20 protein-coding genes are annotated in these 15,952 nt (G+C 61.5%); 13 read left to right on the forward strand and 7 right to left on the reverse strand.

Annotated features, from left to right (window positions below):
• The first annotated feature begins 71 nt into the window (after positions 1 to 71).
• From METLI_RS10630 to rpl12p, 8 genes are all read left to right on the forward strand, one after another.
• Positions 72 to 1,376 (forward strand): D-aminoacyl-tRNA deacylase, encoded by a 1,305-nt coding sequence (locus METLI_RS10630; protein ID WP_004040277.1) that lies wholly within the window; start codon positions 72 to 74, stop codon positions 1,374 to 1,376.
• Positions 1,373 to 2,467: a cell division protein FtsZ gene (gene ftsZ, locus METLI_RS10635; protein WP_004040278.1), complete on the forward strand. Its 1,095-nt coding sequence runs from the start codon at positions 1,373 to 1,375 to the stop codon at positions 2,465 to 2,467. Before METLI_RS10630 ends, ftsZ begins: the two co-directional genes overlap by 4 nt.
• A gap of 5 nt (positions 2,468 to 2,472) precedes the next feature.
• Positions 2,473 to 2,673 carry a protein translocase SEC61 complex subunit gamma gene (locus METLI_RS10640; protein WP_004040285.1) on the forward strand — a complete coding sequence of 67 codons (201 nt, stop codon included), beginning with the start codon at positions 2,473 to 2,475 and terminating at the stop codon, positions 2,671 to 2,673.
• Positions 2,673 to 3,149 carry a transcription elongation factor Spt5 gene (locus tag METLI_RS10645; protein WP_004040305.1) on the forward strand — a complete coding sequence of 159 codons (477 nt, stop codon included), beginning with the start codon at positions 2,673 to 2,675 and terminating at the stop codon, positions 3,147 to 3,149. Before METLI_RS10640 ends, METLI_RS10645 begins: the two co-directional genes overlap by 1 nt.
• Before the next feature lie 108 nt (positions 3,150 to 3,257).
• Positions 3,258 to 3,734 (forward strand): 50S ribosomal protein L11, encoded by a 477-nt coding sequence (locus METLI_RS10650; protein ID WP_004040307.1) that lies wholly within the window; start codon positions 3,258 to 3,260, stop codon positions 3,732 to 3,734.
• 52 nt (positions 3,735 to 3,786) lie between these two features.
• Positions 3,787 to 4,431, forward strand: coding sequence for a 50S ribosomal protein L1 (locus METLI_RS10655; RefSeq protein WP_004040310.1), 645 nt, complete (start codon positions 3,787 to 3,789; stop codon positions 4,429 to 4,431).
• Positions 4,432 to 5,280, forward strand: coding sequence for a 50S ribosomal protein L10 (locus METLI_RS10660; RefSeq protein ID WP_004040311.1), 849 nt, complete (start codon positions 4,432 to 4,434; stop codon positions 5,278 to 5,280).
• 27 nt (positions 5,281 to 5,307) lie between these two features.
• Positions 5,308 to 5,616 (forward strand): 50S ribosomal protein P1, encoded by a 309-nt coding sequence (rpl12p, locus tag METLI_RS10665; RefSeq protein ID WP_004040312.1) that lies wholly within the window; start codon positions 5,308 to 5,310, stop codon positions 5,614 to 5,616.
• Positions 5,617 to 5,774: 158 nt separating this feature from the next.
• Here the strand turns inward: rpl12p and METLI_RS10670 are convergent, their stop codons facing one another.
• Positions 5,775 to 5,972 (reverse strand): hypothetical protein, encoded by a 198-nt coding sequence (locus tag METLI_RS10670; RefSeq protein WP_004040313.1) that lies wholly within the window; start codon positions 5,970 to 5,972, stop codon positions 5,775 to 5,777.
• 271 nt (positions 5,973 to 6,243) lie between these two features.
• Here METLI_RS10670 and METLI_RS13615 point away from each other — a divergent pair, with 271 nt between their 5' ends.
• The gene (locus tag METLI_RS13615; protein ID WP_004040314.1) at positions 6,244 to 6,372 is read left to right on the forward strand and encodes a symporter small accessory protein; all 129 of its coding nucleotides are present in this window, start codon (positions 6,244 to 6,246) and stop codon (positions 6,370 to 6,372) included.
• Positions 6,362 to 7,915 carry a sodium:solute symporter family protein gene (locus tag METLI_RS10675; protein ID WP_004040315.1) on the forward strand — a complete coding sequence of 518 codons (1,554 nt, stop codon included), beginning with the start codon at positions 6,362 to 6,364 and terminating at the stop codon, positions 7,913 to 7,915. The genes METLI_RS13615 and METLI_RS10675 overlap by 11 nt, the downstream gene beginning before the upstream one ends.
• A gap of 25 nt (positions 7,916 to 7,940) precedes the next feature.
• Here the strand turns inward: METLI_RS10675 and METLI_RS10680 are convergent, their stop codons facing one another.
• The 3 genes from METLI_RS10680 to METLI_RS10690 all read right to left on the reverse strand — a co-directional run bounded on the left by METLI_RS10680 (position 7,941) and on the right by METLI_RS10690 (position 10,284).
• On the reverse strand, positions 7,941 to 9,143 hold the full coding sequence (locus METLI_RS10680; RefSeq protein WP_004040317.1) for a M24 family metallopeptidase: 1,203 nt from the start codon (positions 9,141 to 9,143) through the stop codon (positions 7,941 to 7,943).
• Between the two features lie 107 nt (positions 9,144 to 9,250).
• Positions 9,251 to 9,694, reverse strand: a complete 444-nt coding sequence (locus tag METLI_RS10685) for a PAS domain-containing protein (RefSeq protein ID WP_004040319.1) — start codon at positions 9,692 to 9,694, stop codon at positions 9,251 to 9,253.
• Positions 9,695 to 9,894: 200 nt separating this feature from the next.
• A complete protein-coding gene (locus METLI_RS10690; RefSeq protein WP_004040322.1) occupies positions 9,895 to 10,284 on the reverse strand; it encodes a nitrogen regulation protein NR(II) in 390 nt (129 codons plus the stop codon).
• A gap of 334 nt (positions 10,285 to 10,618) precedes the next feature.
• Between METLI_RS10690 and METLI_RS10695 the strand changes: the two genes are divergently transcribed.
• Both METLI_RS10695 and METLI_RS12540 read left to right on the forward strand, forming a co-directional pair.
• On the forward strand, positions 10,619 to 12,049 hold the full coding sequence (locus METLI_RS10695; RefSeq protein ID WP_245529364.1) for a hypothetical protein: 1,431 nt from the start codon (positions 10,619 to 10,621) through the stop codon (positions 12,047 to 12,049).
• A gap of 125 nt (positions 12,050 to 12,174) precedes the next feature.
• Entirely contained in the window at positions 12,175 to 13,677 is a 1,503-nt protein-coding gene (locus METLI_RS12540; protein WP_004040325.1) for a sensor histidine kinase, read from the forward strand.
• Between the two features lies 1 nt (position 13,678).
• On the opposite strand, the gene METLI_RS10705 is transcribed toward METLI_RS12540, so the two are convergent.
• Together METLI_RS10705 and METLI_RS10710 are read right to left on the reverse strand one after the other, a co-directional pair.
• Entirely contained in the window at positions 13,679 to 14,035 is a 357-nt protein-coding gene (locus tag METLI_RS10705) for an STAS domain-containing protein (protein WP_004040327.1), read from the reverse strand.
• A gap of 35 nt (positions 14,036 to 14,070) precedes the next feature.
• Positions 14,071 to 14,943 carry a Clp1/GlmU family protein gene (locus tag METLI_RS10710; RefSeq protein WP_169313815.1) on the reverse strand — a complete coding sequence of 291 codons (873 nt, stop codon included), beginning with the start codon at positions 14,941 to 14,943 and terminating at the stop codon, positions 14,071 to 14,073.
• A 41-nt stretch (positions 14,944 to 14,984) separates the two neighbouring features.
• Here METLI_RS10710 and METLI_RS10715 point away from each other — a divergent pair, with 41 nt between their 5' ends.
• Positions 14,985 to 15,407 (forward strand): CBS domain-containing protein, encoded by a 423-nt coding sequence (locus METLI_RS10715; RefSeq protein ID WP_004040330.1) that lies wholly within the window; start codon positions 14,985 to 14,987, stop codon positions 15,405 to 15,407.
• Between the two features lie 34 nt (positions 15,408 to 15,441).
• Here the strand turns inward: METLI_RS10715 and METLI_RS10720 are convergent, their stop codons facing one another.
• Positions 15,442 to 15,924, reverse strand: a complete 483-nt coding sequence (locus tag METLI_RS10720; RefSeq protein WP_157203271.1) for a YbhB/YbcL family Raf kinase inhibitor-like protein — start codon at positions 15,922 to 15,924, stop codon at positions 15,442 to 15,444.
• Positions 15,925 to 15,952: the final 28 nt, after the last annotated feature.

Below are 15,952 nucleotides of genomic sequence, written 5' to 3' on the forward strand. Positions count from 1 at the left end.
GTTGCCCTGCAAAAAGATAGCGTTTCCTGTGGCGGGCAACCCTTTTGCTCCTGTGAGAATAGATCAGGATCATGCATATCGCCCTCATCCACTCCCGCCTCGACCCCGCGGGCACGAACCTGGCCCGCCGGATCCGCGCTCTCCTCAACGAGCGGGAAGACTGGCCCCTCCCTCGTGCCGCCTCCCTCTCCTTCCACGAGACCGGCGAACGGATCATCCACGCCGAAGGGGCCGACGCCGATCTCATCATCTTTCTCTCCAGGCACACCAGTTCCCACCCGGTGCCGGCCCTGACCGTCCACGTCACCGGCAACTTCGGCGCCCCCGCCTTCGGCGGCGAGGCCCGGAGCCTTGCGCCCGCCGCGCCGGCGATGATGCACGCCGTCCTCCGCGGCCTCGCCGCCCACGCTCCCGCCGGTTACCGGGTCAGCTACGAGGCCACCCACCACGGTCCGACGGCGCTCCAGACCCCCTCCCTCTTCGTCGAGATCGGGAGCACCGAGACAGAGTGGAACGACCCGGCGGCGGCAGAGGCGGCCGCCCGCGCCGTGCTGGAGGCCTCGCCCGGCCCGGTGATCACCCTCGTCGGTTTCGGCGGGACGCATTACGCCGTCAGGCAGACCGGGATCGCCCTCTCCTCAAGGGGCGCCTTCGGCCACATCGCCCCCTCGCGAGAGGTTCCTCTCCTCGACGATGCGATGGTGCGTGCGATGGCCGAGAAGACCGGGGCCGTCGCCGCCTATATCGACCGAAAAGCCCTCCCTACAAAAGAGGCGGACCGCCTCCTTGCAATCCTGGACGATGCCGGCCTCCCCGTCCTCTCAGAGGGCGAGATCACCGACATCGGCGACCTCGCATGGGAGACCTATAGAGAGATCAGGGCGATCGGCGAGAGGATCGCCCAGGGCGGCAGGGTGCACACCGGCACCCTCTCCGGGCGGGGTGACCCCGGGGTCGTGGACATCCCCGCCCATCTCCTCTCCGAGGCGGAGAAGGCAGATGGGAAGGCCCTGCGCGAAAGGCTCGCACAGATGCCCGTTGCCGTCGTTCTGGGCAAGGACGGTGGGATCACCCCCCGGATCATCACATTCAAGAATCAAAGCGATGAAATAATACATGATTTAATATCCCTGTGTATTAAACTCATACATGACCGGTGGAGCACTGCAACCGACGGGGATCACCTCGTCGTGAGAAAGATGCGGTTCGATCCCGCACGGGCCCGGGCGCTCGGTGTGCCGGGCGGCCCGTCCTTCGGAAGGCTCTCTCGCGGCCAGAACATCGAGGTGGAGGGCCGGACCATCACTCCTGCTATGGTGCAGTCCTGCAGTGAGACACGCATCCACATCCCGGGGTTGGAGAGGTATATTACATGAAGTCCATTGTTGAAGAGGCATTATCACGGGCACGAGAGGAATTTGAGGATATCGTCCAGCCCGACGACGAGCTTGAGGACCTCCTGCGGGATCTCAGGACCGAGATCGTCGTCGTCGGGTGTGGCGGCAGCGGCTCGAACACGATGTCGCGCATCGCCGATGAGGGCATCGTCGGAGCGCGGCTGATCGCCATCAACACCGACGCCCAGCACCTGATCAGGACGAAAGCCGACAAGCGGATCCTTATCGGACGGCAGCGGACCAGGGGCCTGGGCGCCGGCTCGATCCCCCAGATCGGAGAGGAAGCGGCCCTTGAGAACGAGGAGCAGATCGTCGGCGCCCTCGAGGGGGCCGACATGGTCTTCATCACCTCGGGCCTCGGCGGCGGGACCGGCACCGGATCGGCCCCGGTCGTCGCCAAGGCCGCCCGCGAGGAGGGGGCGCTCACCATCGCCGTCGTTACCCTGCCCTTCACCTCCGAGGGCTCGATCAGGATGGAAAACGCCGAGGCAGGGCTTGAACGCCTGCGCGACGTCGCCGACACCGTGATCGTCGTCCCGAACGACCGCCTGCTCGAAGTGGTGCCCCGCCTGCCCCTGTACGCCGCCTTCAAGGTAGCCGACGAGGTGCTGATGCGGGCCGTGAAGGGGATCACCGAGTTGATCACCGTCCCCGGCCTTGTGAACCTCGACTTTGCCGATGTGCGGACCGTGATGGAGCGCGGCGGGGTCGCCATGATCGGCATGGGAGAGTCCGACTCCGAGGACAAGGCCGCCGACTCGGTGAAGAAAGCCCTGCGGTCTCCTCTTCTCGACGTGGATATCTCGGGCGCCACGGCGGCGCTCGTCAACGTCGTCGGCGGGCCCGACATGACGATGGCCGAAGCCGAAGGGGTCGTGCAGGAGGTCTATGACCGCATCGACCCGTCGGCCAGGATCATCTGGGGCGCACAGGTCGACCCCGAGATGCAGGGACGGATGCGGACGATGCTCGTCGTCACCGGGGTGAACTCCCCGCAGATCTATGGCAGAAGCGAGAGGGCTTCCAGGCCCAAGGTTGCAAAAGAGTTTGATATCGACTTTCTGAGGTGAAAACAATGGAAATCAATGCCGAATCCATCAAGATGACCAATATCCATGAGGAATTTTTCAAGAAATACATACGTGTCCTGAAGCTGGCCAGGACGCCGAGCCGCGAGGAGTTCCAGAAGATCGCCCTCGTGGCGGCGGTGGGCGTCCTCCTCATCGGGTTCATCGGGTTTATTATCTATGAGATCATGCTTGTGCTGCCGCACTGATGCACATGACCGAGGAGACTGAAACCCACATATTTGCCGTCAAGACGACGGCAAAGCAGGAGCGTGCCGTTGTCGACGGGATCTATCACGCGATCACCGTCGACCCGTCGTTCAAGGTCACCGCCGTGCTCTCCCCTGACGAGTTGAAGGGGTACGTGCTGGTCGAGACGCTCGAACCGGTCGCCAGGATCGAGGAACTGATCGAGTCGGTGCCCAGCGCCCGCACGGTGGTGCCGGGCGAAACCTCCCTTGCCGAGGTGAGCCATTACCTGGTGCCGAAGCCCGCGGTCGCAGGGATCGACGAGGGGACGATCGTCGAACTGATTGCAGGGCCGTTCAAAGGCGAAAAGGCCGTCGTAAAACGGATCGATACCTCCAAGGAGGAGATCACCGTCGAGCTCTACGAGTCCATGGTCCCGATCCCGATCACCGTGCGCGGCGACAACGTCCGGGTGATCGACCGGGGCGAAACCTGATCCTCTCCCTTTTTTTTCCCTGCCCCTGTGATAGGTTTATCTGGCCGCCAGCGAAACCCTAGTCACCCAAGCACAGTACCCTTTCGGGGAAAGCATGGTGATTGTACTATGGCAGAAACGGTCGAGGTATTGGTACCCGGTGGCAAAGCAACTGCAGGCCCGCCTATTGGTCCTGCCCTGGGTCCCCTCGGTATCAACGTAAAAGCGGTCATCGACGAGATCAACAAGAAGACCGCAGAGTTCAACGGCATGCAGGTGCCGGTGACGATCGACGTTGACGATAAGAAGAACTTCACCGTCACGGTGGGGATTCCTCCGACAACGGCGCTCATCATGAAGGAAGTTGGTATCGAAAAGGGGTCCAGCGAGCCAGCCACCCAGTTTGTGGGTGATCTGCCGCTCGATGCCGCTGTCAGAATTGCACGCATGAAGTTTGACGATATGCTCTCCTACCGTCTGAAGACGGCAGTGAAAGAGGTCGTCGGCACCTGCGTCTCCGTCGGCGTAACCGTCGAGGGCAAGAAGCCCAAGGAGATGCTCGCTGCAATCGATGCGGGTGAGTTCGACAGCGTATTCGAGGCCTGAACGGTAAACATCCATAGGAGATCGAAAAGGTCGCAGACTATGGAGGTACGCAATGGTTGAGAAAGAACAGATACTGAAGGCTGTGAAAACAGCCCTGGACACTGCGCCTGAACGGAAGTTTCAGGAGAGCGTTGATATTACCATCAACCTCAAGAATATCGATCTGGCGCAGCCCAAAAACCGTATTGACGAGACCATCCTCCTCCCCCACGGTGTGGGTTCGGCAGTGAAGGTCGCCGTTCTCGGCAAGGGCGAGATCACCACGCAGGCGAAGGACGCCGGCGTCGATCTGATCATCTCCCCTGAAGAGATCGAGCGGCTGGGCGGCGAACCCCGTGAGGCACGGAAGATCGCATCAGAGTACCGCTTTTTCCTTGCGGAAACAAGCGTGATGGGACAGGTCGGCCGCTGGCTCGGTCCGCGCCTTGGTCCCCGCGGCAGGATGCCGACGCCGATCCCGACGGGAACGGACGTCAGGCCGATCATCGAGCGGCTGCGCTCCTCCGTGAAGATCCGGTCGAAGGACAAGAAGGTCTTCCACGCCCGTGTCGGTTCCACCGGCATGGCCCCGGAGCAGATCGCGGAGAACGTCGACGCCGTCATGAAGAGGATTGAATCGGTGCTCGAGCAGGGTTCGCAGAACATCCGCTCGGTCTACGTGAAGACCACCATGGGCCCCGCAGTGAGGCTGATCTAAATGGCGCTCTACACCCACCACCTGCCCGCATGGAAGCGGACGGAGGTCGAGGAGATCAAGCGGCATTTCGAGGAGTACCCCGTCGTCGGGCTTGTCGATATGTACGGCATCCCGGCAACGCAGCTCCAGCAGATCAGGGAGAACCTCCGCGGCGTCGCCTACATCAAGATGGCACGCAAGACCCTGACGCGCCGTGCGCTTGACGAGATCGGCGGCGAAGCCGCAGGGATGAGCGCACACATCTCCGGTCAGAGCGCACTCATCTTCACGAGCGAGAACCCGTTCAAGCTCTACAAGCTCCTTGAGCAGACGAAGACGAAGATGGCCGCAAAGCCGGGCGAGACTGCACCCGAGGACATCGTCGTCGCCAAGGGGCCGACGAGCTTCAAGCCGGGCCCGATCGTCGGCGAGCTCCAGCAGGCTGGCATTCCCGCCATGATCGAGGGCGGGAAGGTCAAGATCAAGGACACGAAGACGGTCGTGAAGAGGGGCCAGGTCATCAACGCAAAGATGGCCGACGTGCTCGCGAAACTCAGCATCAAGCCGATGGACGTCGGCCTGATCCTGAAGGCGGCATACCAGAACGGTACCGTGTTCGCACCTGAGACCCTCGCAATCGACGAGACCGTCTTCCTTGGCCAGATCACGCTCGCGGCCCAGCAGGCATTCAACCTGTCGGTGAACGCGGCGTACCCGACTGCACAGACGACGGGTGCCATCCTCGCAAAGGCCGTCCGCGAAGCCCGCAGCCTCGGTATCGAGGCCGGTGTCTACGAGAAGGACATCATCGATGCGATCATTGGAAAGGCGTACAGATCATCGCTTGCCCTGAAAGAACTGGTAGAATAACGAAATCTAAAATTTGAGGTGAATGAAATGGAATACATCTACGCTGCACTGCTCCTGCACAACGCAGGCAAGGACATCAACGAAGAGAATGTGAAGGCTGTTCTCTCCGCTGCCGGTACCGCCGCTGACGACGCCCGTGTGAAGGCCCTGGTGGCCGCACTCGACGGTGTGGACATCGAGGACGCGATCAGCAAGGCCGCCGCTGCGCCGGTCGCCGTCGCTGCCGCCCCCGCCGCCGCTGCACCCGCCGCAGCCGTCGAAGAGGAAGCGGAAGAGGAAGAAGAGAAGGAAGACGAGGAAGGCGGCATGGCCGGCCTCGGCGCTCTCTTCGGCTAAATTTTTCTTTTTTTTTCTCTTGAATTACACCCCCATCCCTGGAGCGGAGCGGGTGTGGCAAACTCTCTGCAGAATAGGGGCAGCGGAGGGATCGGTCGTCACCGGGGCGAGGGGCACCCTCAAACCCCGGGATGACCTCATTTCAAAAGGAGAGCGGATCAGGTCTTTTCATAGGCGACAAGGATCTTGCCGATCTTCTCTTCCTCCTCCTTGATCTCCTGGAGTTCAGACTCGGAGAGGTGAGCGACCTCCGGGACCGGTTCGTATGCGACGAGTATTGTCCCGAACTCCTTCTCCATTGCCTGCAGATCCTTCAATTTTTCTCCATTGAGGTGCGCGTATGCGGTGCACTGCATCTGTCTTCGCCTCCAGGGGGTGATAGAGCGATCCAATATTTATTACTGTGTGTGTCTCTGCTCCAGGCGCCGCATCATGGCATATCTATATATCGGGGGCCGGACCATTCATGTTCATGCCCGTATGCAGCATGATGGACCTCAATGCCCATTCGTGTACTTCCGGGTCTGTCTTTTCCGCACTTTTCCCCATATTTAGGTAGGGAACCGGCCTTTCGCTGCGTTCCCGTGTAATTGTTCCGGTTATCAGACCGGATGGCAGGTTTTCACCATGTTCGGCATATCCGACCCCATGATCTGGATTGGTTATCTGCTTGCACTGGGCTTCGCCCTTGCATGCGTAGTGTACGGCCTCATCAACTGGAACAACGGCTGCGAGGAGGAGCAGAATGGCGGTTAACACCGCGACCTTCGCCGCCGTGACCCTGATCTATCTGGCGGCGATCATCGGCCTGGGTTATATGGGCTACCGGCAGACAAGAGGGCACGACGATTACATGGTGGCTGGCAGACGGATCCACCCGGTGGTCCTCGCCCTCTCGTACGGCGCCACCTTCATCTCCACCTCGGCGATCATCGGATTCGGCGGCGTCGCCGCCCAGCTCGGCATGGGGCTGATATGGCTGACCGTGCTGAACATCGGGGTGGGGATCCTGCTCGCATTCATCGTCTTCGGGAAAAAGACGCGCGAACTCGGGCAGCGTCTCAACGCCGTCACCTTTCCCGACCTGATGGGCCGGTGCTACGACTCGCCCCTCCTGCAGTACGTCACCGGCATCGTCATCGTCGTGGGCATGCCCCTCTATACGGCGGCGATCCTCATCGGCGGGGCGCAGTTCATCACCAGCACGCTGCTCATCCCTTACGACACGGCACTCCTTGCGTTTGCCGCCATCGTCGCCGCCTACGTGATCCTGGGCGGGCTGATCGCCGTGATGTACACCGACGCCCTGCAGGGCGGGATCATGCTCGTGGGGATGAGCATCCTGATCGTCCTCACCTACGTCTCCCTCGGAGGCATATCAGCGGCGAACCGGGCACTGGAGGCGATGAACCCCCTGGTCCCGGGGAGCCTTGCGGCCACGGGAATGACCGGCTGGACTTCGATGCCCTCCCTCGGATCGCCGATCTGGTATACCCTGGTCACCACCCTGGTGCTGGGCGTGGGGATCGGCGTCCTCGCCCAGCCCCAGCTCGCCGTGCGGTTCATGACCGTCAGGGACAGCCGGGCGCTGAATAGGGCCGTCCTGATCGGCGGGCCGTTCATCCTGATGATGACCGGCGTCGCCTTCACCGTCGGCGCCCTCACCAACGTCTGGTTCTACCAGACCTCCGGGCAGATCGCCGTGGAAGCGGCGACCGCCGGCAATATCGACACGATCATCCCGAATTTCATCAACGCCAGCATGCCGGACCTCTTCGTCACCATCTTCATGCTCTCCCTTCTCGCCGCCGCCATGTCCACCCTGAGTTCCCTCTTCCACACGATGGGCACCTCCCTGGGCTTCGACATCTGGCGGACCTGGCGCGGGCGGAAGGCCTCTATGGTGGGAGTGCAGGCCGGGACGATGGTGATGATCGTCTTCTCCGTCCTGCTCGCATACGTGATGCCCGGCAGCATCATCGCACGGGCGACGGCAATGTTCATGGGCCTCTGCGCCTCTGCATTCCTGCCGGCGTACGCCCATGCCCTCTATGCAAAACGCCCCTCTAAAACGGCGGCGACGTGGAGCATCCTCGCCGGGACGCTGGTCTGGTTCTTCTGGACGGTGTTCGTCCACGTAAAGGAGTCAGGGGCGATCGGGCTTTCGAACGCCATCTTCGGCGTGCCTTCCATCCTCCCGATGCCGTGGCCGGTGGTGGATCCCCTGATGATCGCCCTCCCGGTGTCGGCGCTTGCCCTGTGCGCCGGGGTCGTCTGGTCGAGGCGGGCGGCGGCCTGACCGCCCCCTCTCCCTTCAAAAAAAGTCAGTAGACCGGCATCAGCCCGGGATGGTCGCCGGTGATGCACCGGCCCCCTGCGGGCGTCACCACAAACGTGTTCTCGATCCCGACCATGCCGACGCCCGCGATCCCCTTCTTGGGTTCGAGGGCAAGGACCATGTGCTCCTGCAGGGGTTCGTCGAATCCCCGTGCGATCACCGGGATCTCGTCGATCTGGAGGCCGATGCCATGGCCCAGGAATTTCACCCGCCGGGTTCCAAAGCCCATAAAGTTCTCAAGAAATTCCGGCTCCAGATCCGCCATCACGGTGTCGTAGATCGCAGACGGCACCGCCCCGGGCCGCATCATCCTGGCGATCCGGTGCTGGATCTCCACGCACCTGCGGTGGGCCTCGATAGCGTCGTCAGGGAGCGGGGCGCCGAACATATAGGTCATGGTCTTGTCGGTGTGATAGCCTGCAACACCGCATCCGGCATCCACAAAGACGAGGTCGCCTTTCTTCAACCGTCTCTCACGGCTCCCGAGGAGGGGAATAGCCGGACACATGCCGCGATTGCCGCCCGGGCCGTCGAAACAGGTGGGGTAGAGAGAACTCTCGCCAAAACCGATCTGCCCGATCCCGATCTCGGTGCCGAAGGAGCCGAACCGCACGACACCCTGGTGTCCCTCCTCGATCATGACCGAATAGAAGGCGCTGATGAATGCCATCTCGCTCATCCCCTCCTGCAGGAGAGCGGGCACCCGCTCTTCAAGGACGCGGCGGTGAATCTCGCCGGCCTGCTCCATGCACGCCAGTTCGTAGGCGCTTTTGACTGCCCTGACCTTCGCCGCCTGCAGGTCGAGGGATCGCGCCTGGTCAAAGGGGAAATATTTCCTGAACCTCTCCAGCAGCGCGAGCGGCACCACTTCCGTCTCCAGGTGTACGCTCCTGACCGGGTGTTCAAGGTCGCCCGCGGCATCGCGGAAGCTGCCCATCGGCCTGATTTCGGGGAAGAGAGACTCGTCGCAGGCCCGCTCGTAACTCCGGCGCACCCGGAAGACCGTATCGCCGTCGCGGGGAATCAGCAGGACGCCGTCCTGCATGGTGCCGGTGAAATAGTAGAGGTTGATCCTGCCGAAAAAGACGGCGAGTTCCCATTCAGGATGATCCGCATCCATCCTGGCCCTGAACCGGGCCATACGATCCCGGAGTTCACCTGCCGGGACTATGCCGTCGGTCGTGTGCATGCAGTAGTAGTGTTGGTGACAGGGTTATGTTACTTCTCATGATGCAGGGGAGAGGCGGGCGCGTATCCGGCGCCCTGCTCCACCGCCAGACAGGCACCACCCCCGATCTAATTCCAGGTTGAAGAGATGTATCCAGCCGCTGAAACAGCAGACGTTGACCCGCCACTGATCCTGAAGATATTCATTCTAAGGCCAGAGGTCATGTGAGTGGTCATAACCCGGGTGGAGTATTCAAAAAGTCTGCCAGGAGAGTCTCTCAGGTTGCAAAGAACATGATTCAGGCTCAAATTATATTTAAACGTATTTTTAAGAAGGTTGATGAAGACTTTCTGGTTCTGCTGCACCGGCGAGAAATATACGCTGAAAAAATCAACCGCGTCCATACCGACGATCATGGAATGCGGGATGCCGATGATCTCACCCATTGCCTCGTTGGCCCACACAAACTTTCCATTTATTTCCTGTATCACGATACCGTCGTTCATCTCATTGAACAGTTCAAAAATAGAAATATCACTCTCTGTTTTTTCAGACAGTTCCAGACAATTCATGGTATCGTCCCAACAAACAGCAGATATAATATTAGTATAATATATATTCTTTTTGGTAATTGCAAAGGATTAATTTCCAATTTTAGCAATCATGCCATCCTTTTGTCAACTTAGGTGCGAATTTAAGCCGAATTAGAAAAAGTTCCTGGACGTCATGGGAGACTGGCCAGAGCGATAGAGATTCCTGCCGTACTCTGAGATCACACCTCCCTGAAGCGGTCGAGCCTCAGCCCTGCGAACGGCCCCCTCCCCATCACATGGCTCGAATATTCGATCTGCCGCCCAGTTGCCCCTTCCAGGGAGCACCGCAATCCCCTGATCTGCAGGCCGTTGAGAAAAGTGGTCCTGAGCAACCCCTCAAAGATCTCTCTCTTCTGGCGCACCGGCAGAAAGCAAGACGAGATGAAGAGGGCGGCATCGGTGCCGGCGAGCGAGCCCGCGGGGCATCGGGCAAGGTCTTCAAGACGCCTGTTCGACCAGAGGATCGCCCCCTCCCCGTCGTGGATGCAAATCCCCTCGCCGAGTTCGTCAAACAGGTCATAAAAAGGCGAAAGACCGATGCCGACATATTCCGGACATACCTGAGCCATGGTGATTCACGTCACTCTTCGCCGGTGACGACAAGAAGGTTATCGACGAACACTATAGCCAAACCCGACATCTCTATAGTTACGAACAGGAACTGCGGAGATCGTGGACGCCCGAAATCTTTCCGGCTTTCACAGAAATTCTCTCCAGGGGTATGGTGCCGATCCCCAACCTCAACCAAAACATATTATATTAATATAAGAATATGTCGGCACAGACGGTGTGGTCGATCTCGATCGGCGCGGAAAAGCCGTCCGGTGATCTGCCATGCCTTTTACCGAATCGGAATATACCAGACTCCTGTATCGGCGCCAGTTTATCCTCGGACCCCGTTTCGTGGAGAGACACGATACCTGGAAGAGGCATGCCGTCGCCGACGGCCTCTGCATAACGGCCCACCCCGACCTGCCGGTCACGGTGGCAGAGAACGGGGGCCGGAAACTTCTCCTCCTCGGATACCTGCTCGATCCCTATCACCCTGATCAGGATGACGCCGCCATTCTGCAGGGTATCCTGGAGGAGATCGTCCGGCCGACCGACATCTTCCAGGGCACCGCGACGCTCGGCGGGAGATGGGCCCTCATCTATGCCGATCCTGACAAGACCTGGCTTCTGAACGATCCGATGGGGCTCAGGCAGGTCGTCCATACGACCGACGCCCTCCCCGACCTCTGGTGCGCCTCCCAGCCCGGCACGATTGCCGAAGAACTGGGCCTGGACCCTGACCCCGAGGTGATGGAGCGACTTGTCGGGGCACCTGAATACGGCGAGGCCCTCGAATACTGGTGGCCGGGCGATCTCTCGCCCTACAGCGGCATAAAACACCTGCTGCCGAACCGGTATCTTGACCTGAAGGGGCGCAGCGTGCACCGGTTCTGGCCTGACCGCCGGCCGGAGAGGATCGTTGCGGACGAATGCACCATGAAATGCGCGAATGTCCTTGTGGGCATGATCGAGAGCGCCTCGAAACGGTTCGACCTCGCGCACACCGTCACCGCAGGCTGGGACTCAAGGACCATCCTGAGCGCCTGCAGGGGAGTCAGCCAGAATATCTTCTATTTCACGATGATCTATTACAACAAAACGCTAAAAACGCCCGACATCTCCATTGCCAGAAACCTGATCACCGGGCTCGGGCTGGAGCACCACCTGATCGCCTGCCCTGAGTCCATGGGCCCCGATTTTGCTGAGATCTACAGGAGAAACGTCCCGGGGGCGCACGAAGGCTGGGGAGCGATCGCCCGCGGGATGTACGATCACTACCCGCAGGAGAAGGTCTGCATCAAGGGCAACGGCAGCGGATTTCTCAAATGCCCGTACAGGCGCGCCTGGGATCAGGAGTGCACCGCGGAACTGCTCGCGGACCTGGGAGACCTCGGACCGATGAAGAGCAACAAAATGACGATCGAGCACTTCGACCGCTGGCTTTCTGAGGCAAAGGATGCATCTGCCCGTTCAGGGGTTCATATACTCGATCTCTTCTTTCAGGAGCAGCGGATGGCGCGGTGGCAGGGGGCCGGGCAGCTGGAGTGGGACATCGTCCAGGAGGTGCTCGTCCCCTGGAACTCCAGGGAGTTGATCGCCGCCGGGTTCTCGGTGGAGGGGCGGTGCCGGGGATCGCGGCACCCGCTGATCGAGCATGGGATCATCAGGATGCTCTGGCCCGAACTCCTCGCCCAACCGATCAACCCGCCGCCCGGGATCAAAGGGGCTGTTGCGGCCCCCCTCTGGCGGGCCGGGCTCTGGCCTTTCGACCGGGACTTCTGAGCCCCGGGGCCGGAAGCCTGCGGCGGCACAGGACCTGGCGCGGCCACGCCTGACAGAGAGATCCGCACGCACATTGCGATACTATTAGGTGCCTGGACGGAGACCTATCAGCCAGAGGAAGGCGATTGAAGATAAACGACGTCGGCGAGGCTCTGGAGTCGGTGTGTCTCCCCCTGATGGTGCTGGGCCGGGAAGGACGCCTCGTCCAGACGAACGCCAGTTTCAGGGCTGCATTTTGCAGGGGTTCCGATCCCGGCGCCTGCCGTCTCGGAGAGATCGGAGGCGGAATTCTTTCAGATCAGGCGATCGCAGAATTTATCGACGATATTCGCGCTCGCGGCTCAGCTCTGAGCCGCATCACCACCGGAAACCAGACCTTCGAGGCATGGGGAAGCCTGCTGAGCGGGGGAGATGAGGAAAGGCTGCTGATAGCCCTTTCGAACGTCAGCGAACGCCCGTCTGAAGAGGATCGCGCCGAGCGGCTCAACCGTCAGCTCGGGATCGTCCTCGACATCCTCAGGTCGACCACATCTTCCTCATCCCTCCACGACACCCTGACGGCGGTCGTACAAAAGACGGTGGAACTGCTGGACTTCGACGCAGGGGCCATCTATCTCTCAGACAAAAAAAGAGTTTCCGCCAACCTCAGGGCCAGATATGGCCTGTATACCCTGTACTTCCCGGAATCCGTCGATCTGGCGATAGCGGCCCCGGAGATGCTGGCGGTCTTTCATCAGGGACGCCCCGACTACAGCGAGGCTTATCTCGAGGTCGCCCACGAAGAGGGAGAACTCGGCGTCTATTCCCGCGCCATCGTCCCGGTCAGCGTTCCCGACGGCACGGTCCTCGGCGCCCTCGCCATCGCAAGCTCTGACTTCCACTGCTTCACCCCGATCGAGCAGGAGAGCCTCGAAACGATCGGCCGCGAGGTCGGCGGCGTCATCCACAAGGCCGCCCTTGCCGAGGAACTCGCCGCTGCAAAGGCCGAAGCCGAGTTCTACCTCGACGTGATGATCCACGACATCAACAATGCAAACAACGTGGCAATGGGATATCTCGACCTCCTCAGGGAAGAGATCTCAGGAGAACAGCGCACCTTCGCCGACCGGTGCCTGCAGGGGATCAGGCAGAGCAGCGGGATCATCGAGGAGGTGAGGATCCTCAGGACATGCAGGGGCGGGGGGCCCACCCTGATCCCGGTCTCGCTGGACCGGGTGATCGCGACGGCGATCGCACAGATGCCCGGTGTTGCGATCGCCTACGACGGGACCGACGCCACCGTGCTCGCCGACGATCTCCTCGGCCAGGTCTTCGTCAACCTCATCGGAAACAGCGTCAAGTTCGGCGGCCCCGACGTCTCGATCACGGTCTCGGTCAGAGACGAGGACGAGGCGGTCGGCATCTGCATCGCCGATAACGGCCCAGGGGTCCCGGATCACCAGAAAGAAAAAGTATTCGAGCGCTTTTTCCGGAGCGATCCCTCGAAGCCCGGGCGGGGCATGGGCCTCTTCATCGCCGCCATGCTGGCAAAGCGCTACGGCGGGGCGATCCGGGTGGGAGACCGGGTACCGGGTCGGTCAGAAGAGGGCGCCGCATTTTGTTTCACCCTGAAAAAGGTCGTTCCCTGATTCATGCTTTTTCTGCTGCGGCAAGCGCTTCGTCGACGCTCTCGTAGATGGGAATGATCCGGTCGAAGCCGGCGATCGCAAAGACCTCCATCACGTGCGGGGTCGGGCGGGCGATCAGCACCTCCCCTCCGGCCTTGCGCATCTGCTTGAGCGCCACAAGAAACACCCGCAGGCCGGAGGAGCTGGTATAGGCGAGATCCGAGAGGTCAAGGATGATCGCATGTTTTCCCTGCGAGATGCTCTGCTCAAGAGCGAGAGACGCCGCCGCCGACGAGGTGGCATCGAGTCTCCCCACGATGGAGATGACGGAGGTATCCCCTGCAGGGCGTTCTGTGATCGCCACACGTTGATCTTCCATAAATGATAGAATTTCGTCCCGCCCGGGAAAATAGTTTATGGGAACAGTTCCTCTTCCTGGCCCGCACTGCGAAACGCCGGTGGCAGGGGCGAAAATCCCGGCCTGAACTTCCCGACCTCGATATACGCCGCCCTCCCGGGCAGAGAGGGCGGGGCCAGAAGGCGGATCTCCCCGCCCGCATCCCCGAGGATCACCCCGGCGGTGAGCAGCCAGCCGTCGCCGTCGCAGAGGCCGGCAAAATATCCTTCAGGACGGCCCGGGAAGACCCCGGCCCTGAGGACGCCGGGCAGAGAGAGGGGACGGGCGTCGGCCATCCAGCCCGCAAGCCGTTCCTCGCGGTACCGGCGCCGCGCCGCCTGCGAGCGCCGCCGCGCATGGGGCGATGCCGGGAGCCGGTGAATCGAGAGGCCGGTGCGGCAGGAAAAGAGGGAGAGCACCAGATCGATCTCCGCATCCCGCCCGACAGCGACGATGTGGTCAGGACAGAGCACCTCGATCGAACGGCGCTGGAACTCCCTGCCCCCTTCGCCCCTGATATACCCGCACGGGTCCACGAACACGGTGGCCGCCCCCGCGGCATATGCGGCGTCGAGGAGGAGGCGAAGACCTGAGAGCGTGGCGAGCGGGGCCATCGACGGCGTGAGGGCGCCGACGAACCGGAGACGCCTGCCGCCGCCGGGCAGGGCGAGCCCGAGGGTGCCGGGCGGCCCCAGCGTCGGCTGGCCGGCGTCGCCGTCGAGCAGGGCGGTGTCATCGCCGCCGCGGTCGGCAAGCCATCGGGCGAGGGTGGATTTTCCGCTGTTTCCAGCCCCGATCAGATAGACGGTGCCTGAGAGGACCGGAAGAAGCGCATCCCATGAAGGGTGGGGGACGATCATCAGAAAGTGGTAGGCGTGCGGTATCTTCAAATATCCTCTTTCCCACACATGGTCCATCGGAGGGGAGAAGTATGGCACTGATTGAATGCTGCCAGGCGCCGGTGGTGAGCGTCCCGCCGGAGACGCCGGTCTATGATGTTGCAGGCATCATGGCAGAGCAGAATGTGGGAAGCGTCGTCGTAGTCGAGGATAAAAAGCCGGTGGGGATCGTCACCGACCGCGATATCACCGTCCGGGTCACCGCCGCAGGACGTGACCCGAAAGGGATTCCGGTGCGTGCGGTGATGACCGCCGACCTGCTCACGCTCCCGGACTCGACCGGGCTGTACGAGGCGCTCGAAGCGATCCGGAAGAAAGGGGTGCGAAGGGTGCCGGTGACGGACGAAGGGGGTTCCCTGGTCGGGATCATCACGGTCGACGACGTCATCCGCCTGCTTGCGGTGGAGATGGAGCGGATCGCCGCCGTGATCAAGAGCGGAAGCCCCACTATCTAAACCGGAACTCTTTTTTGCGGTTCGACGGCAGAGGTTACGGCCGCCTGTACATCGCGAAGGTCTCGCCATATGCCGTGGCATGCCCCTGCATCGCCGCCACGAGATCATGCTGCCCCGAGCACGGCGGGAGCGCCAGGGGGGCGTCCAGGGCGTAAATCCTGAAATAGTAGCGGTGCGTTTCGCCCGGCGGCGGGCAGGGTCCACGGTAACCGATCTCCCCGTAGCCGTTCGTCCCCTGCACCATCCTGACCGGGACGTCGGTCTCGGGCTCGGGCGGGACGCCTTCGGGGATCAGGGCGCGGCCGTCCGAATACCTGAGGGGGTCGATATTCCACGCGAGCCATGGGGAGAACGAGCACCCCTCCTCATAGGGGTTGTGCACGATCAGGGCGACGCAGGGTGCCCTGAGATCCTCGACGATCAGGCGGGGCGAGAGGTTCTCGCCGTCGCAGGTGTGCCTTGTAGGAAACTCGATGAAGTCGAGCCTGACACCAATCTTTTGAATCCGCCGCTCCATGTCCATATGCCCCGGTTCGGCCTTCCCG

This window comes from Methanofollis liminatans DSM 4140 (assembly GCF_000275865.1).
GTDB classification, from domain to species: domain Archaea; phylum Halobacteriota; class Methanomicrobia; order Methanomicrobiales; family Methanofollaceae; genus Methanofollis; species Methanofollis liminatans.

Bases quoted from the DNA above. Each gene is read 5' to 3' on its own strand.
- METLI_RS10630 (WP_004040277.1), top strand. From the start codon at position 72: ATGCATATCGCCCTCATCCACTCCCGCCTCGACCCCGCGGGCACGAAC.
- ftsZ (WP_004040278.1), top strand. From the start codon at position 1,373: ATGAAGTCCATTGTTGAAGAGGCATTATCACGGGCACGAGAGGAATTT.
- METLI_RS10640 (WP_004040285.1), top strand. From the start codon at position 2,473: ATGGAAATCAATGCCGAATCCATCAAGATGACCAATATCCATGAGGAA.
- METLI_RS10645 (WP_004040305.1), top strand. From the start codon at position 2,673: ATGCACATGACCGAGGAGACTGAAACCCACATATTTGCCGTCAAGACG.
- METLI_RS10650 (WP_004040307.1), top strand. From the start codon at position 3,258: ATGGCAGAAACGGTCGAGGTATTGGTACCCGGTGGCAAAGCAACTGCA.
- METLI_RS10655 (WP_004040310.1), top strand. From the start codon at position 3,787: ATGGTTGAGAAAGAACAGATACTGAAGGCTGTGAAAACAGCCCTGGAC.
- METLI_RS10660 (WP_004040311.1), top strand. From the start codon at position 4,432: ATGGCGCTCTACACCCACCACCTGCCCGCATGGAAGCGGACGGAGGTC.
- rpl12p (WP_004040312.1), top strand. From the start codon at position 5,308: ATGGAATACATCTACGCTGCACTGCTCCTGCACAACGCAGGCAAGGAC.
- METLI_RS10670 (WP_004040313.1), bottom strand. From the start codon at position 5,972: ATGCAGTGCACCGCATACGCGCACCTCAATGGAGAAAAATTGAAGGAT.
- METLI_RS13615 (WP_004040314.1), top strand. From the start codon at position 6,244: ATGTTCGGCATATCCGACCCCATGATCTGGATTGGTTATCTGCTTGCA.
- METLI_RS10675 (WP_004040315.1), top strand. From the start codon at position 6,362: ATGGCGGTTAACACCGCGACCTTCGCCGCCGTGACCCTGATCTATCTG.
- METLI_RS10680 (WP_004040317.1), bottom strand. From the start codon at position 9,143: ATGCACACGACCGACGGCATAGTCCCGGCAGGTGAACTCCGGGATCGT.
- METLI_RS10685 (WP_004040319.1), bottom strand. From the start codon at position 9,694: ATGAATTGTCTGGAACTGTCTGAAAAAACAGAGAGTGATATTTCTATT.
- METLI_RS10690 (WP_004040322.1), bottom strand. From the start codon at position 10,284: ATGGCTCAGGTATGTCCGGAATATGTCGGCATCGGTCTTTCGCCTTTT.
- METLI_RS10705 (WP_004040327.1), bottom strand. From the start codon at position 14,035: ATGGAAGATCAACGTGTGGCGATCACAGAACGCCCTGCAGGGGATACC.
- METLI_RS10715 (WP_004040330.1), top strand. From the start codon at position 14,985: ATGGCACTGATTGAATGCTGCCAGGCGCCGGTGGTGAGCGTCCCGCCG.
- METLI_RS10720 (WP_157203271.1), bottom strand. From the start codon at position 15,924: ATGGAGCGGCGGATTCAAAAGATTGGTGTCAGGCTCGACTTCATCGAG.